General features: G+C 39.4%; 24 protein-coding genes. 14 read left to right on the forward strand and 10 right to left on the reverse strand.

Features of this window, described 5'->3' with window-relative positions; translation table 11 throughout:
* Positions 1-23 precede the first annotated feature (23 nt).
* A complete protein-coding gene (locus PL8927_RS27290; protein WP_083627044.1) occupies positions 24-1,202 on the reverse strand; it encodes a ferrochelatase in 1,179 nt (392 codons plus the stop codon).
* A 183-nt stretch (positions 1,203-1,385) separates the two neighbouring features.
* On the opposite strand from PL8927_RS27290, the gene PL8927_RS27295 reads away from it, so the two are divergent.
* Complete coding sequence (locus tag PL8927_RS27295; RefSeq protein WP_083627045.1) at positions 1,386-1,925, forward strand: hypothetical protein; 540 nt, start codon at positions 1,386-1,388, stop codon at positions 1,923-1,925.
* Position 1,926: 1 nt separating this feature from the next.
* On the opposite strand, the gene PL8927_RS27300 is transcribed toward PL8927_RS27295, so the two are convergent.
* Entirely contained in the window at positions 1,927-3,135 is a 1,209-nt protein-coding gene (locus PL8927_RS27300; protein ID WP_083627046.1) for an RNA-guided endonuclease InsQ/TnpB family protein, read from the reverse strand.
* 210 nt (positions 3,136-3,345) lie between these two features.
* On the opposite strand from PL8927_RS27300, the gene PL8927_RS27305 reads away from it, so the two are divergent.
* The 3 genes from PL8927_RS27305 (at position 3,346) to PL8927_RS27315 (ending at position 5,456) form a co-directional block, all read left to right on the forward strand.
* Positions 3,346-4,230 (forward strand): alpha/beta fold hydrolase, encoded by an 885-nt coding sequence (locus PL8927_RS27305; protein WP_083627047.1) that lies wholly within the window; start codon positions 3,346-3,348, stop codon positions 4,228-4,230.
* A 100-nt stretch (positions 4,231-4,330) separates the two neighbouring features.
* Positions 4,331-4,996, forward strand: a complete 666-nt coding sequence (locus PL8927_RS27310; RefSeq protein ID WP_083627048.1) for a DUF3318 domain-containing protein — start codon at positions 4,331-4,333, stop codon at positions 4,994-4,996.
* Positions 4,997-5,165: 169 nt separating this feature from the next.
* On the forward strand, positions 5,166-5,456 hold the full coding sequence (locus PL8927_RS27315; RefSeq protein WP_231506161.1) for a four helix bundle protein: 291 nt from the start codon (positions 5,166-5,168) through the stop codon (positions 5,454-5,456).
* A 102-nt stretch (positions 5,457-5,558) separates the two neighbouring features.
* On the opposite strand, the gene PL8927_RS27320 is transcribed toward PL8927_RS27315, so the two are convergent.
* Positions 5,559-5,771 (reverse strand): helix-turn-helix domain-containing protein, encoded by a 213-nt coding sequence (locus PL8927_RS27320; RefSeq protein ID WP_407947436.1) that lies wholly within the window; start codon positions 5,769-5,771, stop codon positions 5,559-5,561.
* A 191-nt stretch (positions 5,772-5,962) separates the two neighbouring features.
* On the opposite strand from PL8927_RS27320, the gene PL8927_RS27325 reads away from it, so the two are divergent.
* Positions 5,963-6,964 carry an ABC transporter ATP-binding protein gene (locus PL8927_RS27325; protein ID WP_083627088.1) on the forward strand — a complete coding sequence of 334 codons (1,002 nt, stop codon included), beginning with the start codon at positions 5,963-5,965 and terminating at the stop codon, positions 6,962-6,964.
* 40 nt (positions 6,965-7,004) lie between these two features.
* The gene (locus tag PL8927_RS27330) at positions 7,005-7,586 is read left to right on the forward strand and encodes a superoxide dismutase family protein (RefSeq protein ID WP_156093353.1); all 582 of its coding nucleotides are present in this window, start codon (positions 7,005-7,007) and stop codon (positions 7,584-7,586) included.
* A 42-nt stretch (positions 7,587-7,628) separates the two neighbouring features.
* On the opposite strand, the gene sixA is transcribed toward PL8927_RS27330, so the two are convergent.
* Positions 7,629-8,126 (reverse strand): phosphohistidine phosphatase SixA, encoded by a 498-nt coding sequence (sixA, locus tag PL8927_RS27335; RefSeq protein WP_083627049.1) that lies wholly within the window; start codon positions 8,124-8,126, stop codon positions 7,629-7,631.
* 103 nt (positions 8,127-8,229) lie between these two features.
* Entirely contained in the window at positions 8,230-8,727 is a 498-nt protein-coding gene (locus PL8927_RS27340) for an HNH endonuclease (protein ID WP_083627050.1), read from the reverse strand.
* 162 nt (positions 8,728-8,889) lie between these two features.
* Between PL8927_RS27340 and alr the strand changes: the two genes are divergently transcribed.
* Positions 8,890-10,116, forward strand: coding sequence for an alanine racemase (gene alr / locus PL8927_RS27345; RefSeq protein ID WP_083627051.1), 1,227 nt, complete (start codon positions 8,890-8,892; stop codon positions 10,114-10,116).
* Between the two features lie 172 nt (positions 10,117-10,288).
* Here the strand turns inward: alr and PL8927_RS27350 are convergent, their stop codons facing one another.
* Both PL8927_RS27350 and PL8927_RS27355 read right to left on the reverse strand, forming a co-directional pair.
* Positions 10,289-12,361 carry a cation:proton antiporter domain-containing protein gene (locus PL8927_RS27350; protein WP_083627052.1) on the reverse strand — a complete coding sequence of 691 codons (2,073 nt, stop codon included), beginning with the start codon at positions 12,359-12,361 and terminating at the stop codon, positions 10,289-10,291.
* A gap of 140 nt (positions 12,362-12,501) precedes the next feature.
* The gene (locus tag PL8927_RS27355; RefSeq protein WP_197047575.1) at positions 12,502-13,575 is read right to left on the reverse strand and encodes an NAD(P)/FAD-dependent oxidoreductase; all 1,074 of its coding nucleotides are present in this window, start codon (positions 13,573-13,575) and stop codon (positions 12,502-12,504) included.
* Positions 13,576-13,677: 102 nt separating this feature from the next.
* On the opposite strand from PL8927_RS27355, the gene PL8927_RS27360 reads away from it, so the two are divergent.
* From PL8927_RS27360 to PL8927_RS27375, 4 genes are all read left to right on the forward strand, one after another.
* Positions 13,678-14,022 (forward strand): type II toxin-antitoxin system RelE/ParE family toxin, encoded by a 345-nt coding sequence (locus PL8927_RS27360; protein ID WP_083627091.1) that lies wholly within the window; start codon positions 13,678-13,680, stop codon positions 14,020-14,022.
* Positions 13,994-14,329, forward strand: a complete 336-nt coding sequence (locus tag PL8927_RS27365; protein WP_083627053.1) for a helix-turn-helix domain-containing transcriptional regulator — start codon at positions 13,994-13,996, stop codon at positions 14,327-14,329. Before PL8927_RS27360 ends, PL8927_RS27365 begins: the two co-directional genes overlap by 29 nt.
* A 129-nt stretch (positions 14,330-14,458) precedes the next feature.
* Positions 14,459-15,298: a YaaW family protein gene (locus PL8927_RS27370; RefSeq protein WP_083627054.1), complete on the forward strand. Its 840-nt coding sequence runs from the start codon at positions 14,459-14,461 to the stop codon at positions 15,296-15,298.
* 34 nt (positions 15,299-15,332) lie between these two features.
* Positions 15,333-16,646 carry an O-antigen ligase family protein gene (locus PL8927_RS27375; protein ID WP_083627055.1) on the forward strand — a complete coding sequence of 438 codons (1,314 nt, stop codon included), beginning with the start codon at positions 15,333-15,335 and terminating at the stop codon, positions 16,644-16,646.
* Here PL8927_RS27375 and PL8927_RS27380 read toward each other — a convergent pair.
* On the reverse strand, positions 16,628-16,924 hold the full coding sequence (locus PL8927_RS27380) for a putative quinol monooxygenase (RefSeq protein ID WP_083627056.1): 297 nt from the start codon (positions 16,922-16,924) through the stop codon (positions 16,628-16,630). The two genes, PL8927_RS27375 and PL8927_RS27380, sit on opposite strands and share 19 nt — an antisense overlap.
* A 94-nt stretch (positions 16,925-17,018) precedes the next feature.
* Here PL8927_RS27380 and PL8927_RS27385 point away from each other — a divergent pair, with 94 nt between their 5' ends.
* Together PL8927_RS27385 and PL8927_RS27390 are read left to right on the forward strand one after the other, a co-directional pair.
* Positions 17,019-18,215 carry an ATP-binding protein gene (locus tag PL8927_RS27385; RefSeq protein WP_083627057.1) on the forward strand — a complete coding sequence of 399 codons (1,197 nt, stop codon included), beginning with the start codon at positions 17,019-17,021 and terminating at the stop codon, positions 18,213-18,215.
* The gene (locus PL8927_RS27390) at positions 18,212-19,210 is read left to right on the forward strand and encodes a ParA family protein (RefSeq protein WP_083627058.1); all 999 of its coding nucleotides are present in this window, start codon (positions 18,212-18,214) and stop codon (positions 19,208-19,210) included. The genes PL8927_RS27385 and PL8927_RS27390 overlap by 4 nt, the downstream gene beginning before the upstream one ends.
* Before the next feature lie 44 nt (positions 19,211-19,254).
* Here the strand turns inward: PL8927_RS27390 and PL8927_RS27395 are convergent, their stop codons facing one another.
* Together PL8927_RS27395 and PL8927_RS27400 are read right to left on the reverse strand one after the other, a co-directional pair.
* Positions 19,255-19,644 (reverse strand): ribbon-helix-helix domain-containing protein, encoded by a 390-nt coding sequence (locus PL8927_RS27395; protein WP_083627059.1) that lies wholly within the window; start codon positions 19,642-19,644, stop codon positions 19,255-19,257.
* A gap of 60 nt (positions 19,645-19,704) precedes the next feature.
* Entirely contained in the window at positions 19,705-20,334 is a 630-nt protein-coding gene (locus tag PL8927_RS27400; RefSeq protein WP_083627060.1) for a ParA family protein, read from the reverse strand.
* Positions 20,335-20,473: 139 nt separating this feature from the next.
* Here PL8927_RS27400 and PL8927_RS27405 point away from each other — a divergent pair, with 139 nt between their 5' ends.
* A complete protein-coding gene (locus PL8927_RS27405) occupies positions 20,474-22,060 on the forward strand; it encodes a glucose-6-phosphate isomerase (protein ID WP_083627061.1) in 1,587 nt (528 codons plus the stop codon).
* Positions 22,061-22,113 lie beyond the last annotated feature (53 nt).

Raw genomic sequence — 22,113 nt, forward strand, 5'->3', positions numbered from 1 at the left:
AGAAGACCTCGCCCCTACCTGCTTTAATGGTGGTGGTGATGATGACCATGACTATGATCATGATCATGGTTGTGATGATGGTGATCATCGTGGGTATGGACATTTGCCAAAGCAGGATTTACCGCTAATGACATTTCATTAAATAAAGCTTCAATTTGGGGGTTTGCCCAGTCTGCGGCCATTTTTAGAAAGTCTGGATGGTCGTTGACACATTCCATTTGAACGTAGGTGATCTCAGAATATTTACGGCGTAAACCCTCAATAATATGTTCAACATCTAACAGGGTTTCATGGTTTTCTGTGGCAAATCCAATGGGCATAAATACAATCGCTTTCGCCCCTAATTCAATCAGATTATTCGCCGCCAGTTGAGCGTTAGGTTGTGTCCATTCAATTAACGGAGTATCATGGTTTAACCAACCCACAGAAATTAACGGATAACGGTTAATTAACTGTTCCCGTACCTGTTCATAAAGGGCTTGACTTTCATCAATTCCCGAAGTAAACCCTTTGGCTTTATGGGGACAACCATGATTCATTAAAACAATGCCGATTTGAGAGGGAAGATAGGCTTGAATTAGGTCTTGTTGAATCTTTTCTTCTACTAACTGACCGAGCAGTTGAATATAGCCCGGTTCATTATAAAAAGAAGGAATATACCGTTGACCTTTCACCCAATGTTCATCTTCATCAGCTAATTTTGCTAAGGCTTTATTCACCTGTTCAACAGCAATTCCACTGGTGAAAATCGAGTCAACCACCAACAGAGGATAAATTAACAGTTTATCAAATCCTTCGGCTTGAATTTGAGTTAAAACCTGTTCAGGAAGAAAAGGAGCGCAAAAGTTAAAGGCTTTAAAGACTTTAATTTTATCTCCCCATTTCTCTTTTAAGTTCTGCTCAATTCCTGCCCGTTGTTTCTCGAAAATTGCATTATGAGGGGAAATAAAATTCCCATGTTGATGACTCCATTCATGGAGATCAAACATTGCTAAGAGCTTGGCGAGAGGCGGATAAATCCAAGTCGGAACAGGGGCAAATTTAGCGGTTAAAAGATTCAAAGCCTGTTCGTTATAATTAGCAAAGTCCTCATAACTTTCGACTTCACCATAACCCATGAGCAAAACCGCTACTCGATTTTGACCCTCTGTATGGGTAGATGCTGAAGTAATCGTTTCCAGTTTCTCAGGAGTCGCAACCACGTTTTTGTCCTCACGTTTAAGTGCTACTATCGAGTTTACCCAGGGGGATGTTCCCTAAAGTAACTCTCTCTGATAGTTTAACATCCCCTACGGGGGGATGGGGAAAAGGGGACACGGACAGGGGAAAATAATAAACACTCCTGCTGTGAAACCCGACACCTGTTAACCGTCAACCGTCAACAAATGCTATTAATCTGTCCTGGAATTCATCAAATAGAATTAACAGAATCTTTTTTAAATAGAGTTTTGGAAGATTGGAGAAAGCAGCAAAAATCAGGAGAACTATTGATTTTTCCAACTCAAGATTATCCCGCTTATTCAAGTCTTGATATTTTTAAATTTATTTGTGAAAATAATCCTAAATCTGCTATAATAATCATAAGCTTTAGTGCCGGAGTTGTGGGGGCAATTGGGGCTGCTTTAGCTTGGGAACATTTTGGGGGAACGGTTAAAGCCTTTATTGCGATTGATGGTTGGGGGGTTCCATTAGTGGGAAATTTCCCTATTTATCGCATCAGTCATGATTATTTTACTCATTGGAGTTCGGCATTATTAGGAGGAGGAAAAGAAAGTTTTTATGCTGATCCAGCCGTTGAACATTTAGAATTATGGCGATCGCCCCACACCACAAAAGGATGGTGGAACCATGAAACCTCAACCGGATTAAAAACAGCAACTCCGACAACAGCAACAATATTTATTCAAAATCTATTAATCGTGTGAACTACCCACACTTCTCTACGAGTAAGTGTGGGCTTCCAGTTTCAACAGGGATAGCATCAGAAGAAACAGAAGCTTGTTCTGATGACTGACATCCCCTCGACGTGGCAGTATCGCTGGTTCCCAACGACAGAATCCGCAAGGCTTCATTTTTGATATTAATTGAAGCATTTATATCTCGATCATGGAGAGTTTGACAATGTTCACAAGGCCAACTTCTAACATCAAGAGGCAAACTACCGACTTGATTTAGACAGACGTTACAAGTTTTAGAAGACGGGAAAAACCGATCAATTTCGATATAAGTTTTCCCTTCTTTTTCGGCTTTGTACTTAAGCATTGTACCGAACATTCCCCAACCACAATCACTAATTGCCTTAGCTAATTTAGGGTTTCTGACCAGATTCTTAACTGCCAGATTTTCTACAGCAATAATTTGGTTTTCATTAACTATCTTGCGGGATAGTTTGTGTAGAAAATCTTCTGGGCAACGAGCGATTTTAGCGTGAACTTTAGCAACTTTTAATCGCGCCTTTTGTCTACTGTTACTCCCTTTTTGTTTGCGAGATAATTTTTGTTGTTTTCGCTTTAAATTGCGTTGATGTTTAGCAAAGTGTTTGGGGTTACTATATTTATCTCCATCGCTGGTAATTGCCAAGTGGGTTAACCCCAGGTCAATCCCAATTGCTTTCCCATTAGTTGATGAATTAGGTATTTCCTTGCCGTCATCAACTAACACCGATGCGTAATATTTCCCATCACGATTCTTGGAGATGGTAACGGTTTTAATTGTTCCCTCAAATTCTCGATGGCGACGACAATAAATCAACCCGACTTTACCGGGTAATTTCAGGTAATCTCCTTCAACTTTAACACTTTGAGGATAACTGATTGATTGCCTACCGTGTTTGGATTTGAATTGAGGTAATCTTGCTCGTTTCTCAAAGAAGTTTTTGTAAGCGGTATATAAATTGAGAGCGACAACTTGCAAGCATTGGGAATAAGCATCTTTTAGCCAAGGATATTCCTGCTTCAGTTGAGGTAATAATCCTTGAATTGCTTTTCTTGATAGCCCTTTTCCTGTTGTTTTATAAGTTTCTTGACACAAGTTTAGGGCATAATTCCAATACCAACGGCAACAACCAAAGCTTTTGGCTAAGGCTATTTGCTGCTCAATCGCTGGATAGATTCGGAATTTATACCCTTGAAACATTGTTGCCTTTAAAACTCTTTGATATACTCTAGCGTATTATTGTTAATTTTGTCGGGATTGGGACATACAAAATTAACTTGGGGGAGTCCATGTATCCCACACTGATTTGGTGGTTATTTTTTGGTGAGCGTGAAATTCAGTGTGGGACTTATCGCTCCCCCAAACCCCCTCGTCAGTTAAAATAAAGAAATTGATTTCACCTTTAGAAAAATGACTGTAGCCACAAATCTAAATAAAACCCTAATTTCTGTTAATGGTGTCGATCATTATTGTGAGTGGGTGACAACTTCCAATTCTACACCGGGCTCAAAACCTGTTATGGTGTTTATTCATGGTTGGGGGGGTTCAGGACGTTATTGGGAAAGCACCGCCCAAGCCTTATCGGATCAATTTGATTGTTTAATTTATGACTTACGCGGCTTTGGACGGACAAATTTACCCCTAGCGGTCACGGATACCGGAGCATCAGAACGTTATGAATTAATTGAATATGCTGAAGATTTATGCGCTTTATTAGATCAGTTAAAATTAGATAAAATTTATCTGAATGCTCACTCAATGGGGGGTTCCATCGCCCTATTATTTTTAAATCGATATCCCCAACGAGTCGAACGAGCAATTTTAACCTGTAGTGGGATTTTTGAATATGACGAAAAAACCTTTAACGCCTTTCACAAATTTAGCCGTTATGTCGTTATGTTTCGCCCCAAATGGTTAAGTTTAATTCCAGGAGTCGATAAAATGTTTATGGCTCGATTTCTTCACCGTCCCATTCCTCAGCCATTAAGTCAAGCATTTTTAGAAGATTTTCTATTAGCCGATTTTGAAGCCGCCTATGGAACAGTCTTAACTTCTGTTTGTAAAGAAGCAACGGAATGGCTACCCGAAGAATTTAAAAAATTAACGGTTCCAACATTATTAATAGCGGGAGAATATGACCAAATTATTCCCGCAGAAATGGGACAACAAGCCGCCACTTTAAATCCCCAAGTCCAGTTAGCAATTCTCAAAGATACGGCTCATTTTCCCATGTTAGAAGATCCCGAAACCTATTTACAAAACGTGCGCGCATTTTTAAATCCGGTTGACCGTTGACCATTGACCGTTAACTGTCTTAAGATAGTTGCAAACGAACTAAGATACAATAAGATCAAATACAACCCGTTGTTTTTGGAAATTTCGTGAGCCGGAAACTATGACATCCTATGCAACCTCCACTGCCAGAGCCGAAATGAGCGAACTCCGGCGATTAAAAGGCTTACTTCCTCCTGAGTTGCAGAGTTGGGTGACGGTGGAAAAAACCGTCGAAGTCAACCCGCCTCTCGTCCGTTGCGAAGAAATTGGCAAGGATCAAGTTGAAATTCAAATTGACTTGGTTCGTTGGGAACAGTTGGCAATGGATCAGCGCAATTTGCTATTTTGGCATGAAGTAGCCCGAATTCAAAATGATACGATTCCCAGAGATGGTTGGGAAATGGCAGCCTTAGCCATTGGTTTAGGAGGCGCCGTCGGAGAACTGTGGGTACAAGACGGACTGCTGCTATTATTAGCCTTGGCATTATGTGGCGTTTCAGGCTATCGCCTCTATCAGAAAAATAATGGAGAACGCACATTACAAGAATCTTTAGACGCCGATGAAAAAGCGATCGCTCTAGCCACCCGTTTTGGTTATACTTTACCCAATGCCTATAAAAGTTTGGGAAGTGCGTTAAAAACTTTAGTGGATCAAACTGCGAAAAAACGTCAAAAAGCTCGTTATGAAGCTCGACTACAAGCCCTCAAACGCAGTGCAACTAAAGCCAAAGCTAGAGTTAAAGGGGGAAGTGATACCTCCTCTAGTTCAGAAAATGTATTTAATTAATTGATGAGGATTAAATCCTATTGTGATAATTCTCTCTAGGGTGCGTTACGCAATTGGGTAACGCACCCTAAAATTTGAAGAACAGGGAACAGGGAACAGGGAACAGGGAACAGGGAATAGGGAATAGGGAATAGAAAAGATATAATAAAAGATGATTTGGAGTTAGTCAATGTCAGATGTAAAAGACTACAAAGACTTGATAATTTGGCAAAAAGGGATAGATATTGCTGAGAAATGTTATTACCTGACTAAGAACTATCCCAAAGATGAAATGTATGGCATGACTCAACAGATCCGTAGATCTGCGGTTTCTATTCCTGCAAATATTGCAGAGGGTTATGGAAGAAGATATACAGGAGAATATATTAGATTTTTAAATATAGCTCAAGGATCAGTAAATGAATTAGAAACCCATTTAATTTTATCTGCCAGAGTAGGACTCTGTACTATGATGATCTAAAAGACATAATTAGTCTTTTAAAAGAAGAAGCCCGAATGATTATCGCTCTTATCAAGAAACTGGAAAACTAATTTCTATTCCCTATTCCCTATTCCCTATTCCCTATTCCCTATTCCCTATTCCCTGTTCCCTGTTCCCTGTTCCCTGTTCCCTGTTCNTTGCTTTTCTTGATAGCCCTTTTCCTGTTGTTTTATAAGTTTCTTGACACAAGTTTAGGGCATAATTCCAATACCAACGGCAACAACCAAAGCTTTTGGCTAAGGCTATTTGCTGCTCAATCGCTGGATAGATTCGGAATTTATACCCTTGAAACATTGTTGCCTTTAAAACTCTTTGATATACTCTAGCGTATTATTGTTAATTTTGTCGGGATTGGGACATACAAAATTAACTTGGGGGAGTCCATGTATCCCACACTGATTTGGTGGTTATTTTTTGGTGAGCGTGAAATTCAGTGTGGGACTTATCGCTCCCCCAAACCCCCTCGTCANCCTCTAAATAAACTTATGTCAATTATTATTGCTGAACAACTAAGTAAAGTTTATCCTGTTGCCATTAAAGAACCGGGATTTCGCGGAACAATTAATCATTTTTTTAAACGAACCTATCGCAATATCCAAGCGGTTCAAGGGGTTTCATTTAAAATTGAATCGGGGGAAGTGGTGGGATTTTTAGGCGCAAATGGGGCGGGAAAAACCACAACTTTAAAAATGCTAACGGGGTTAATTTATCCCTCTAGTGGATATGTTGAAGTTGCTCACCATACTCCCTTTAAACGTCAATCTAAATTTTTACAAAAAATCACCCTAGTTATGGGTCAAAAACAACAGTTAATTTGGGATTTACCCACTTTAGACTCTTTAAAAATTAATGCGGCAGTTTATGGACTATCGGATGGGGAATATCGCCAACGGGTCGGGGAATTAACCGAAATGTTATCCCTAGAAAACAAGTTAAAACAACCCGTGCGAAAACTGTCTTTAGGCGAACGCATGAAAGCTGAATTAATGGCGGCTTTATTACATCGTCCTGAAGTCTTATTTTTAGATGAACCTACATTAGGATTAGATGTCAATGCTCAAGTGAATGTACGGGAGTTTTTAGCCGAATATAATCGTCGTTATCAAGCCACAATTTTATTAACAAGTCACTACATGGCGGATATTACAGCCTTGTGTAAACGGGTGATCTTAATTCATCAAGGACACCTAATTTATGATGGCAGTTTAGAGGGGTTATTAGAACAATTTGCTCCCTATCGAGAAGTTAAAATAGAATTAGATAATTGTTCGGCTGAGATGTTAGAACGCTGTCGTCAGAAATTATTAACTTATGGAGAAATTGAATCAATGGAGGGTCAAGTCGTGCGATTATTAGTAGAGCGCGATACCTTAACCACAATGGTCGCTAAAATCTTAGCTGAATTAAATGTACTGGATTTAACCGTTAGTGATCCTCCCATTGAAGATGTGATTGGGCGAGTTTTTCGCGCCGGAGTTGTTCATTAAAGATATGATAGACTAACAGTATACTTGAGGAGAAAATAAAATGGCAATCCTAAAAAGAATGGCTTCTATTTTCTGCGGATGTGTATTAATACTGGTGTTCCTCGCTAGTTGTACTCAAAACAGTATTTCCCTATCTAATAATAGTATAACGGCTCAGGCTGGTATTCAAGGAACATCAGAATCGAATTTATCAGGAACCGTGACTTTAACACAAATTGAAACCGAGAGTATTTTACCGTTAATAGAGGTTAAAGCTGAAATTAGCGGTTTACCTCCCAATACAAAACACGGGTTTCATATTCATCAAAAAGGCAGTTGTGAACCGGATTTTAACGCGGCTGGCGGTCATTTTGATCCAGGGCCCTATGGAGAAACGAATGCTGATGCTAACCATCCCTTTCACATGGGAGATTTACCGAATTTAGTGGCGGATGCTAATGGAAAAGCCCTATTAAATTACACCACAAATCGGGTGAGTTTATCACCGGGGCCATTAAGTTTATTTGATCAAGATGGGAGTGCAATTATCGTTCATGTTGATGAGGATAAAGGCACAACTGGTGTTAAAGGGGGTGCTGGAGGTGGACGTTTAGGCTGTGGTGTAATTAAGTTAAATGCCTAATTCCCCTAAAAAATTGCCGATAAAAATTCATTAACACCAGTTTTAACCTAACAAAAATTTAGGGGGGGTTAGCCAGAATAGTTGACTGTTACCGAGGGGAGAACCTGTAGCGGGGAGAGTAATTCCAATAATCCCTGCTTTTTTGACAATTAAGGATTCTTTAACTGTTCCCCAAATTAACAATTCTGCCCAGTTACCTAAATCCGGTTGATGTCCGACTAAGGCTAAACTTTTACCCTCAGTTGAACTCCAGGTATTGTACCAAATAATCCAATCTTGGATATTCCCATCGGGGGCTAAGGCTGCTAATTCTGAGCATTGAGAAGATAATCCCGTCGCTTTGAGAATATCTGCGGTTTGACGAGCGCGAGTTAGGGGACTGGTGAGAATCAGATCAAATTGCAAACCTAGTTTTTTCAGACGACTTGCAACTTGGCAGGTTTTGCGATCGCCCTCTTTGGTTAAAGGACGTTGATCATCATTCTCATAAGTTCCCCGTTCGCCCGCAAGGCCATGACGGATCAAGTATAAGTCGGTCATAAAATTTTTTTTGAGTAATAGGAGTCAACGGTTAACCGCCAACAGTCAATAGCCCACCGTCAACGGTCAACAAAAAACCCCTGTCTGTTAAAAAGACAAGGGTTTAAAGACCAATGATATATTTTTGCCACTCTTTGTTCATGCCACTCTTGACGTGCTTGGTCACTTCAAAATAGAGGCTGCTGTAGGGTTTTCGCGGGGGTATCCGCAAATTCATCCCGGCCTCTTTAGGCGTGCGACTGCCCTTTCTGACATTACACTGCACACAAGCCGAAACCAGATTTTCCCAGGTATCACCGCCCCCACGAGAGCGGGGAATGACGTGATCTAGGGTTAAATCATCTCCGGTGTAACCACAGTATTGACAGGAATGACTATCGCGGTGCAATATATTCCTTCGGGTTAGTGGAATGTCCTTATAAGGAACCCGAACATAGTGGCGAAGTCTGATGACGGTTGGGAATGGAAAATCGGGGAAAATGTATTTTCCATTATGCTCAACCTGTTCAGCTTTTTCTTTGAGTAACAAGATAACCGCCCGTCGCCAAGTCGTAATATTAAGTGGCTCATAGGAGGCATTCAATACTAAAACATTACCCATTGGCTAGATTGTGCTATAAGATTTGACCGATATTAACACAGCTTAACGTCTTCAGGGGTTAAACCGCACCAAAGACAATCCCTCGTCATCCGTTAGCCGTTGACCGCTCGTCGTTAATCAAGAGTTGTAAATTTTGTATTGGGTTGAGGAGTGAATTAAAATATGGTGATCGGAAAATCAATTTCTCTGGGTAACACGACGGATCAATCCATCAATTCGTCGTTGCTGAATTCAGAGATAGAGGTGGGAATTCGTCAACGGGCGTGGGTGGAAGTGGATTTAGAGGCGATCGCGGAAAATGTTCGCCAGATTAAACGGTTATTATCCCCCCAAACCAGCTTAATGGCGGTTGTAAAAGCGGACGGATACGGACATGGGGCGGTTGCGATCGCCAAAACCGTTTGTCAGGCGGGAGCGGAGTGGTTAGCCGTAGCGACCCTTCCCGAAGGGATAGAATTGCGAGATGCGGGAATTAAGAAACCGATTTTACTCTTGGGGGCGGTACATACAGAGGCGGAAGTGCAGGCGATCGCCCATTGGCAACTGCAACCGACCTTATGCACACCGCAACAAGCCTTATTATTCTCGCAAACTTTGAGCGAATTGGATCAATCTTTAGCGGTTCAAATTAAGATTGATACGGGAATGTCACGGTTAGGAACTCCTTGGCAACAAGGGTTAGAATTTTTTCAATTAGTTCAACGATTACCGAATTTAGAATTAGCGGGAATTTATTCTCATTTTGCCACGGCGGATAGTCCTGATCCTACGGTGATGCGGCAACAATATTATCGCTTTGAAAATGTCATTAATGAAATTCGGGATCAATGGCAATCTGATTCTGATCTCAAATTCCCGTTATTACATATTGCTAATTCGGCGGCAACTTTAGCAGATCCAAATTTACATTATGATATGGTGCGAATTGGGTTAGGTCTTTATGGTCTTTATCCTGCCCCCCATTTAGAATCTGTTGTCCCTTTAAAACCGGGGATGCAAATTAAAGCCAGGGTAACGCAAGTTAAAACCATTGAAGCGGGAACAGGGGTCAGTTATGGCTATCAATTTATTGCTAAAAAACAAACCCGAATTGCGGTTGTAGGCATTGGCTATGCGGATGGAATTCCCCGGAATCTTTCTAATAAAATTAAAGTATTAATTCGGGGTAACTTAGTTGCTCAAATTGGCAATATTACAATGGATCAAATTATGTTAGATGTCAGTGATATTCCTGATTTACAAGTTGGAGAAGTTGTTACATTATTAGGTCAAGAAGGAGAATATTCGATTTCAGCCGATGATTGGGCGAATATATTGAATACAATTTCCTGGGAAATTCTTTGTGGATTTAAACATCGACTTCCTCGTGTTAATATTAATAGCAAATAGTTGATTTAGTGAGGTTTTTTAAGAATACTAATATAAAATCCCATTGTAGATGCTACAGATGATCCCTCCTAACCCCCCTGTAGAGACTAGCCATGCTTAGTCTCTACAGGGGGGGATTTGTAGCAAACATTAAGGGATGGAATATAACATCACTAAATTAAGCTTTTTTTGTTTAGGAAAAACCGCGTAAATATTGGGGTTCTCCTAACATAATCACAGAACAGCTTAAATGTTCTAATAGTTGGTTAGTAATATCACTGACTGCTAATCCAGCCGCCGTGCGATATCGAGTTGCACGCAAAACCACTAAATCAGTGGATTCAGAAGCCAGAAGAATTTGCCGAACAATATCAACTCCTCGTCTGACTTCAATTTCAATTTTGGCTGCATTTGTTTGACTTTTTTGTTCCGTTAATTTAGTGAGTTGAGATTGAATCAAAACCATATTTTTATCAGAGGTTGAGCGATCGCATAAATGCAAAACTGTAATCGATAACCCAGAATTTCCTAATGCTTGGGCAAATTTTAATAACCTCGCTGTTTCTTCTCCTAAATTTTCTACAGGAACTAAAACTCGTTGAATCTGTTGGGGTTCAATTAATAACCGAGAAACAGCAACAGGACAATGAGCATCCCATAAAACTCCATCAATTACGTTCCCAAATAAACGAGCTTGAAATCCTCTTCTTCGTCCCCATCCCATCACAATTAAATTAGCTTTTTGTTCGCGTGAGGCTCGAACAATACCTTGAGCAGTGCTATCATCAATTCTCAATAAAGATTGACAAGATACTTGTAATAGGGTCGCTAATTCTTCCGCTTTTTTTAATAATAATTGACCTCTTTTTAAAGCGGTATCTAATTCAGGAATATCCATATTACTAGCATGGGGAACTGTAATTGCTAAAGGAATAATTTGACCCGAATGACCCTTAGCAAATAAAGCAGCCATTTCAATTAAATGACGTTCAGTATGAGGATTATAGACAGGAACAACAACAGTAAAAATTTGATCCAGTGAGGGAGTTTCCCAACTATTAAAATCGGGTTCTGTATGGGGTTCTGTTGATGATGAAGTTGACAGTCCAACCGCAACTCGGCTGGTAATAATAGGGCCTACTGTTGCGGTGACTAACAATAATACAATCACACTATTTAAAACTTCTTCATTAATTAATTCTGCCTTATAACCCACTAAGGCTGCGGCTAATGTGGCTCCCACTTGAGGAATTGATAATGACCACATTGTTAATAATTCTTGGGTGGTATACTTATAAATTAATTTACTAAAAAATGCAGCTAAAAATTTACTCCCCAGTAAAGCAAAAACAATCGTTGCTGGAAAGGCAAAAGACAATATACTTTTGAGGAATCCTTGTAAATCGATTAATAATCCTAAATCTACAAAAAAGATCGGGATAAATAAAACACTTCCTACAAAAACAACTTTTTCTTTAACAGCACCTTCACCCACCACTTCATTAATCGCTAATCCTGCTAAAAAAGCCCCAATAATTTTTTCGACTCCAATTAATTGCGCGCCTAGAGAGGCTAGAAAAACAACTAATAATACAAATAAAAATTGATTTCCTTCTTCCTTTCCAATTTGATTAAAAAATAGTCTTCCTAACCAATCAAAACCAAATAAAACAACCGCCGTATAAATCCCTAATGCTAAAATCAGAGCAGCCAGGTTAGCAATAGAAAAGTCGCCAGCATGAACTGCGATACAGACTGCTAGGACTAATAATGCTCCAATATCTGTAAAAATTGTCGCTCCGATAGTAACAATAACAGCTTGATTATTAACAACACCTAATCGGCTAATAATCGGATAAGCTAATAACGTATGGGAAGCTAATAAAGAACCAATTAAAACCGACGCATTCCAATCCCAACCAAACAAACGACCCACCAAAATACCCGCACTCAGGGGAATTGCAAAGGTTAAAAATCCAAAACCTAGCGAACGATTTTTCTGGCGTTTAAATTGCTTAATATCAACTTCTAAACCTGCCACAAACATCAGATAAAGTAACCCAATATCTGATAAAAGTTTCATCATCGGCAGTTCAGTTGATAATATTTTCAACCCATAAGGCCCCAGGAAAACTCCCGCTACTAATAATCCTATTAGTCCAGGGAGTTTTAACCGTTCAAATAAAATGGGAACGCTTAGGATAACCAGTAGTAATACTACAAATGGAACAATTGGTTCTGATAAAACTTCTGCAAAGTTGCCCATAATTTAAGAAAAAATCACATAAATACAACGGGTTTTTTAGACTTTAAAGGATGAGTCAACTCCGTGACTATATTCCTCTGGGAATATTTTTTTTATTATCCCATAATAAAAGCATTTAATCAAAGGTCTTTACTCTAAATTCATAGATTTTTTAACAGATGGGTTTGAGTTTGCAGCCAATGTGCGGCTTGTGTTCCCGATTTTAACGCACTTTCAATTTTATTTCCACCACACCAATCTCCCGCACAAACTAAGGGTAACGGAATTATCGTTGTTAAACAAGAAACACTTAAAGGTTTTTGACAAAAAGCATAACGCCAACGGTGAACTTGTATCCATTCGGGAGTATCTAACCCAGGGAATAAAGTATTTGCAGCTTGATGAATTAACTTCTTTGCGACTGCGTTTAAATCAGATGCTTCTAAATATTGTTCCGCAAAATTACTATTGCTTTGAATTACAAAAATAGGCTGTGTAGCATTCAAGCGTTTACTGCTATCGACTCCTACCCAGTCTAATATTTGATCATCGCTGAAATTTACAGCTTTCCATTCAGGAAGATTGTTCTGTTTTGCAGTTGAATAACCTGCTATTACGGTAATACAAGGAGCGTATTCAACGGATTTTATTGAGTCTAAAAAATTAGGCTCAACCGCAATATTAGAATCTGCAATTAATATTGACGCTTGAGGTGCAGGAATGGCAATAACCAGAGATTTTGCTGTTACTGTATGAGGAAGTTCTGTATTATTATCGCTTAATTCTATCTGACATTGCCAAGTATTTTCAGGTGTGATAGTCAAAGATTCAACTCGACTACTTAACCGAATATTCAACCCCTGGGCTAAAATTTTTCCGACTGTACTCATCCCAGAGGGTATGATATAATAGGGTTGGGAAATAGTTGACGGTTGGAGTTGATTTTCTTTAAACTCATAGAGAGTATTTGTCCAAAGTTGGAGTTGATTTTCTAAGGGTTCAGAGGTTTTTAAATATTGAATTAACTGTTGTAATTTTTCTCCTTGAGGTTCTAAATAACGGACTCCATGATCTGCACGAGTTCCCGCTATTCGTCGAGTCGCCATTCGTCCTCCCACACCCCTTGATTTATCTAAAACGATCACACTATATCCAGCATTTTGTAACTGTTGAGCGCAGGTTAAACCCGAAGCTCCAGCACCAATAACGGCGACATCAAATATGATTGAATTCATGGGTATTGTTGAACTTCAGTTTCTTAGATTATAAGTCTATATTGCTGATTTCTGATATTCTAAATGAATGAAAGTTGTAATTTGATGGGTTGTGTTAAAATTATGGAAGTTCAACCTAAGCAAGTAAAAACCTATTTAAAACCTGATGGAACAAGTCCCTTTGAAGAATGGCTAGATGCTTTTCAGGATATTAGAGGAGTATCTCTAATTAAGAAACGACTAAGGCGAGTTGAACTTGGAAATTTAGGAGATTATCGCTCAGTAGGAGAAGGAGTATATGAATTTAGGGTTAACTATGGATCGGGTTATCGCATTTATTTTGGACAAATTGGTTTAACTATTGTATTACTTCTCTGTGGGGGTGATAAAAGTTCTCAAAAAGAAGATATTAAAAAAGCTCAAAAATACTGGAGAAATTATGAACAAACTGAAAGTTCCCACAACTAAAAACTATCACGAATATTTAATTTCTTCTCTCCAAGATCCAATTAGTGCTGCTGGCTATTTAGAAGTGATCTTAGAGATTGAAGATAATCAACCTGAACCCGAATTACTTCAGGCTGCATTTAAAGATATTGTTGATGCGTATTTACAAAATAATCAGTTAACTCAAGAAGCTCATGAACTTTATAAAAAGCTAGATCAAATGTTATCTCAAAGTAAAGGGGAAGAAATTTATACATTCATTTCCTGGCTGAATGCAATGGGTTTCCAATTAAATGTAACAGTTAAACCCGTTGACCAAAAAGAATAATGATAAATTTCAGGGAATCTGATCAGCAATTGTTAACAAAACAGGATTTACTGATCCCGAATAACAGATTTTCCCAAATAGTAGTAAAATAGGTGAGAGAAACACTCCGAATTTAGGAGGAGATCAACGTTGGACGAACTAAGATCCGCATTGGAACTGGCAACAGAAGAGGAGTTAGAACAGTTAACAGAACTCTTGTTTAGTCGGGGTTTGAACCCTTTAGACTATGTACAAACTCCCCATCCCATTGATGTTCAAAGTCGAGACCGGGAAGCGTGGTTAGATGCCTTAGAACAGCGTTTTCGCTATCTTGCCGCCGATGGGGTGACGGTATTGCGGGGAAAAACTCAGCAAGTGACTTACCGCCAAGCCTTAATTCAAGTTTGTCACTATTTGAAAATTACCTATTCAAAAAACCTGTCAACTTCTGATTTAGAAGCCGAAGTTTTTTTGCATCTTTTAGGTCAAGCTTGGAAACGTTTACCGCAGTCAGAGCAAGCTGCTTTAACCCAAAAAGTTCAGAAAGCTTTAACAGAAACAAGACCTTTAAAACCCTTACCGATTTCTGCTCAAAAAGATCCGTTAGGGTGGTTATTTAAAGCCGGAAGTTTGGTAGCTGTTAATTCTGTAATTAGACCGATAATTTTAGGACAAATTGCCCGTCAATTTGCCTTACATTTTGCTAAATATCAAGTCGCAAAAGAAGCCTTAGTTGTGGGAAGTGCCACCGCAGCTACCCAATTTAAAAATTATGTTGCCATTCAAACCGCAAACCGAGGAATGGCGGTTACGGCGGCAAGATATGGGTTAACTCGGAGTGTATTTTCTTTCCTGGGGCCGTTGTTGTGGACGTGGTTAATTGCTGACTTAGGATGGCGCTCAATTTCAACTAATTATGCGCGGATTATTCCTACTATATTTACTTTAGCACAAATTCGTTTAACCCGTTCAGATTGGGCTTATACTTAACGCTAATTTGAGATTTTTTGACGGGTTTTAATCCATGAAATTTATCCTTTTTCCTCACCCAGAACAACGGTTAAAGTTACCTTGGAATTGTTTACAATGGGGGGTGTTTTTATTTCCAATCTTACCAATTTTTGGTGCTATTGGTATTATTTTGGCAATGCTTATCAGTTATCAACGTCAGTTTAAATCGATTCGGAAAAACCCCGTTAATCAAGGGTTGGCTATTTTAAGTATTTTATTAGTTATTATTTCTATTTTAGCAGATAATCCCCTGGAATCTTTGATCGGTTTAAATAATTTTATTCCCTATTTTATTGTGTTTGCGGGGTTAAGTGAAATTATCCAAACCCCTAGTCAACTGCGGTGGTTATCGTGGTTAATGATTTTTGCTGCTATTCCCGTGACAATTTTGGGACTGGGACAACACTATTTAGGATGGTCAGGAATTGACCTTTTACAGGGGATTTTAGGCTGGAGTTTACAACTGAATGGAAATCCTCCGGGTCGAATGTCCTCGGTCTTTATGTATGCGAATATTTTTGCAGCTTATTTAGTGATTATTTTTACATTAACTCTGGGATTATTAATTGAAGAATGGCAAAATAAAACCCAAAAATCAGAATTTTATCTTAATAATTATAACTTGAGAATAGCCTTATTATTTTTAACTCTATTATTAACCGGAATTGACTTAATTTTAACTAACTCTCGCAACGCTTGGGGGTTAGCAGTTTTATCAAGTTTAGCCTATGCTTTATATTTAGGATGGTGGTGGTTAATCCTATTAGTAACAACAGGAGTAACAGCCATTTTCGGGTCAGCTTTTGCACCCTCTCCAATTAAAGAAGGATTAAGAATCATTATTCCCGCTTATTTTTGGCAAAGAATTACCGATCAAAATTTTGTCCGTCCCGTAGAAACCCTAAGAATTACCCAATGGAAATTTGCTTTAAACTTAGCCCAAACTCGCCCATTAAGTGGATGGGGACTCAGAAATTTTACCCCCCTTTATGAAGCTAAAATGAACGTTTGGTTAGGTCATCCCCATAATTTATTTTTAATGATGTTCGCAGAAATGGGGATTCCTACAACCCTATTTTTTATGCTGATCTTGGGTATTATATTAACTCAAGGATTTTTGTTATTAAAAAATAGCTTAACGAATCCTTCCGATGGATTAATTTATTATAGCTATTTAATCACATTCTTAGTGTTAATTGTATTTAACTGTTTTGATGTCACCTTATTTGATTTTCGAGTCAATACCTTGAGTTGGCTAATTTTATCAGGAATTTGGGGAGTAGCTTGTACAATTCAAAAAACTAACCCTTATAAAATTTTATCATAACGCCGAATATCCGGCGGACTCGCAACCAAACCTTCAATTTGAGTTAACGCTTTTTGAAGATGAACACTTGCTAAATGGCTTTGTAAATGTTGTAAACTTTCCCATTCTTCTACAAAGGTAAAATCGGTTAAATCCTCTTGATTTTGTAATAAATCATATTGTAAACAACCCGCTTCTTGACGAGTCGGTTCAACTAAGGCCAATAATACCGCTTTTAACGCTTCTACTTTATCCGGTAACGCCACAACACGAGCAACAACACGCAAGCTTTGAGTCATTTTGAAATCCTCGTAAAATTTTTTAGTCTATGATTAGATAATATCAAAAAAATGTTATAATTAGTTAGGTAGAATATCTTAAAATCGTCTAAAAATGGATGACGCTGAATTAGAAAAGCTGCTTAAGGATCTAGAATCAGATCGAGTAGAACGTAAAGCATCCCCATCAGACCGAGGAAAACTTCAAGAAACAATTTGTGCTTTTGCTAATGACTTACCTAATCATCAACAACCTGGGGTACTTTTTATTGGGGTTAATGATAATGGGACTTGTGCTAATCTTGCCATCACCGATGACCTGTTAAAAAATCTGGCTGAGATGCGTTCAAATGGAAATATTCTACCATTTCCGACAATGACCGTTCAAAAACAAATTGTCGCCGGATGTCAGTTAGCCCTTATCATTGTAGAACCTTCCTATGCGCCTCCTGTACGCTACAATGGGCGAATCTGGATACGAGTAGGGCCACGTCGTGCGACCGCGACGGCTGAAGAAGAACGTCGCTTATCAGAAAAAAGGCGTTTCAGAGATTTACCTTTTGATATTCAACCGTTACCTTCTGCCAGTTTAGAGGATTTTAATTTAAACCTATTTCAACAAGAATATTTACCCGCTAGTTTACCCCCAGATATCTTAGAACAAAATCAAAGAACCATTGAACAACAACTAGCTTCTGTTAGATTTATTAATCGTCTTAATTATCCTATTCAACCGACAAATTTAGGTATTTTAGTCATTGGAAAACAACCTAGAGATTTTATTCCGGGTGCTTATATTCAATTTCTTAGAATTGAAGGAACTGAATTAACTGATCCAATCAAAGATCAAAAAGAGATAACTGGATCAATTTCTCAAATTTTGAGACAATTAGATGAAACGCTACAGATTAATATTTCAGTAGCTTCTGATTTAACGACTCAGCCTTTAGAAATTAAACAACCTGATTATCCTTTAGTTGCGCTACAACAATTAACTCGAAATGCAGTTTTACATCGAACTTATGAAGGAACTTATGCACCAATAAGAATTAATTGGTTTAGCGATCGCATTGAAATTCAAAATCCAGGTGGCCCCTTTGGACAAGTAACCCGTCAAAACTTTGGTCAACCCGGAATTACAGATTATCGTAATCCTAATTTAGCAGAAGTTTTGAAAAATTTAGGTTATGTACAACGATTTGGCGTTGGAATTTCTATCGCCCAAAAAGAACTCAAAAAAAATGGTAATCCTCCCCTAGAATTTACCGTTGAAGATAGTTATATTTTAGCTGTGATTCGGAGACATTTATGAATATTCCCATTATTGCTTTTTTCAATAATAAAGCAGGCGTTGGAAAAACATCCCTTGTTTATCATTTAGCTTGGATGTATAATCATTTAGGATTAAGAGTTGTTGCTGCTGATTTAGATCCGCAAGCCAATCTCACGGCGGCTTTTTTAGATGAAGATCGCTTAGAAGAAATTTGGGAAGACAACTCTCAACCCAATACGGTTTTTCGGTGTGTTCAACCGCTTGTGCGTGGTATTGGAGATATTGCCTCTCCGCAATTAGAATTAATCGAAGATAACTTAGCACTATTAGTAGGAGATTTATTGTTATCTGGATTTGAAGATAATCTCTCCTCAGAATGGCCCGGATGTATGGATAGGAAAGAACGATCTTTTCGAGTAATTTCTGCCTTTTGGCGACTCCTACAATACACCGCCGAAAGCCATCAGGCTGATGTGATTTTAACCGATCTCGGCCCCAATTTAGGCGCGATTAATCGGGCGGCTTTAATTGCGACTAATTATGTTGTTGTTCCCATTGCTCCCGATTTATTCTCCCTACAAGGATTGAAGAATTTAGGCCCTACTTTAAGACGTTGGCGACAAGAATGGCAAGAAAGATTAGAAAAAAAACCGGTATCTGATTTACAACTTCCTTCGGGTCAAATGCAGCCAGTCGGATATGTTTTGTTACAGCATTCGGTTAGATTAGATCGTCCAGTAAAAGCCTATCAGCGATGGATGAATCGCATTCCTAATATTTATCGACAAGCAGTTTTAGGAGAAGCAGAAAATCCTGAATTAGCATTGAGTCATGATCCGAATTGTTTAGCTTTACTCAAACATTATCAAAGCCTTATGCCTTTGGCGCAAGAAGCCCATAAACCGATGTTCGCGCTGAAACCTGCCGATGGAGCAATTGGTGCTCATCTTCAAGCGGTACAAAATGCTTATAAAGATTTTCATTCCTTAGCTTTAAAAATTGCTGAACTCACACAAATTATGAAGACGGATTAAAAGGATTAAGGGGATTTACACGGATTTTAATATCGGGGTTTGACCTAAAGTTTTTTCAACAATGATTTTCCTCCTCCTCCCCTATAGGCTTCTATTTCTGCGACTATTTCCTCCTCGGTTATATCTCCAATTCCAGGGATAGATTGAGTTTTATCAAATAGCTCTTTTACTTTTCGACTCAATTTTTCTTGTTCAAGGTTTAGGGGTTGGTTTTGAGTGTTTTTTAGGTTATCCCTAAACTCTTTAATCTTTTCTGTCAGGAGCTTTTTAGCTGATGCGCTACCTGGAATATTGGCAAGCAATTCAGTTTTCTCCTCTTTTTCTAACAGCTTAAAGGCTTTAGAAATTACCTCTTGGGGGTTATTGTATTTTCCAGTTTTAAGTTGGGCTTGTAAAAACTGTTCTTGTTCGGGGGTTAAGGTAATTTGGAGCATAATTTATTCTCCTCGGTGTTGAATAGGAATTGATAGCATTTGAGGGAATTAATATTTACCCTATAAATTTCTTAATAATTCCACCGCAACCCGTCGATAATCCGAAGCCGCTTCTCTGGAATTATGACTTTTCGATTGAATAATTGGCACCCCTTCTAAGGGACAACGTTCGTGAGCTTTATACGCGCGAATAATATTTTTAAACACGGGAATACCCGCTTCTTGTAACGATTTTTGCGCCTCAAACGCATCCCCTAAACTCCGAGGATCTACCTTGGTCATTAACACCCGATGGGGAACTTTTGAGGGGGTAATTGTTGATTTCACCGTTTCTATTAATGCCACTAAATCCATTGGTGCGGCTTGGGTCGGTAACACCAAATAATCGGCCACTTGCACAACAGCCAATAACGCATCGGATTTTAACGCCGGAGGGGTGTCCACGACTACTAATTCATAATCTTTAATCTGCTGCAACCGAGACAACAAACTGGGGTCAGTTTCAGACGAATGCTCAAAGGGCATTTCTCCCCGTTGGCCTTGTTCGGCCCACCAACAGGCTGAACCCTGGGGATCAGTATCAACTAACAGTGTGGTAAAGTTATTGGCAAGAATCGCAGCCAGGTTAATGGCGGTTGTGGTTTTCCCCACTCCTCCTTTGCCGTTAGCGATCACTAGAATTTTGGCCATAGTTGCAAATCCGGTCACAAGCAAACATCTGTCTAGTTTATCAAGCAGTTAGCCTTAACCGTTAATCATTAACCCAAAAAGAGTTAATCTGAATCAGTTATCCCTTAAGCTAAAAATTAATATAGCGGAATGTAAGACTATGGATGCCACTGCACTCTGGCAACGCTACCAAGATTGGCTATACTATCATGACGGCCTAGGACTGTACCTAGATATCAGTCGAATGCGATTCGACGATGAATTTGTTGCATCCTTATTGCCCAAGTTTGATCAGGCTTTTAAAGCCATGGACGCTTTGGAACAAGGGGCGATCGCTAACCCGGATGAAAACCGCATGGTGGGTCATTATTGGTTGCGCGACCCCGATCTCGCCCCGACATCAGGCCTCAAACGAGAAATTGTGGAAACCTTAGAAAAAATTGAGGCGTTTACGCAAAAGGTTCATCAAGGGGAAGTTAAACCGCCTCAAACTCCAAAATTCACGGATATTTTATCCATTGGAATTGGAGGATCGGCTTTAGGGCCACAGTTCGTGGCGGAAGCCTTAGCCTCAGAACATCCCGCTCTGAATATCCATTTTATTGATAACAGCGATCCGAAAGGAATTGATCGGGTTTTAGCTAAAATTGGCGATCGCCTCAAGAGTACCCTAGTGCTGGTAATTTCTAAATCCGGTGGCACTCCAGAACCCCGTAACGGCATGATCGAGGTACAAAATGCCTTTTCTGCCCAAAATTTGCAGTTTGCTAAACAAGCCGTCGCTGTTACCGGAGTTGGCAGTAAACTCGATCAACAAGCCCACGCTGAAGGCTGGTTAACGACCTTTCCGATGGCCGATTGGGTGGGGGGCCGGACTTCTGAATTATCGGCCGTTGGGCTATTACCCGCAGCCTTACAAGGCATTGATATTCGGGGGATGTTAGCCGGGGCTAAAGCGATGGACATCGCCACCCGCAAACCGCAGGTTAAAACCAATCCTGCCGCCTTATTGGCTTTGGCTTGGTATTATGCCGGAAATGGGAAAGGCGAAAAAGATATGGTCGTTTTGCCCTATAAGGATAGTTTGCTGTTGTTTAGTCGCTATTTACAACAGTTAGTGATGGAATCCTTGGGGAAAGAAAAAGACCTCGATGGCAATATTGTCTATCAAGGAATTGCGGTTTATGGCAATAAAGGATCGACGGATCAACACGCTTATGTTCAACAATTACGCGAAGGAGTTCCTAACTTTTTTGCCACGTTAATTGAAGTGTTAAAAGATCGATCCCTTCCCGCTTTTGAAGTCGAACCAGGGGTAACATCTGGGGATTATTTATCGGGATTTTTACTCGGAACTCGACAAGCCTTGTATGAAAATCATCGAGATTCAATTACGATTACGGTTCCTGAAGTTAACCCCCAAATCGTAGGCGCGTTAATTGCTTTGTATGACCGGGCTGTGGGTTTATATGCTTCTTTAGTTAATATTAACGCTTACCATCAACCCGGTGTCGAAGCAGGTAAAAAAGCAGCGGCGGAAGTTCTGGACTTACAACGAAAAATTATTCAAGTCCTCCAAGATGCAGGTCAACCCCTCTCCCTAAAAACCTTAGCTGAACGGGCAGAAGTTGCGGATCAAATAGAAGTTATTTATAAAATTCTGCGACATTTAGCCAGCAATCAACGCGGGGTAGTTTTAGAAGGAGATTTAGGAAAACCAGGCAGCTTAATGGCAAGTTATAGTTAATTGTTGACGGTTGATTCTTAACGAGCGAGGACGCTCCCCCTGCCTCTGGTACT

It is taken from the genome of Planktothrix serta PCC 8927 (assembly GCF_900010725.2).
Lineage (GTDB): Bacteria > Cyanobacteriota > Cyanobacteriia > Cyanobacteriales > Microcoleaceae > Planktothrix > Planktothrix serta.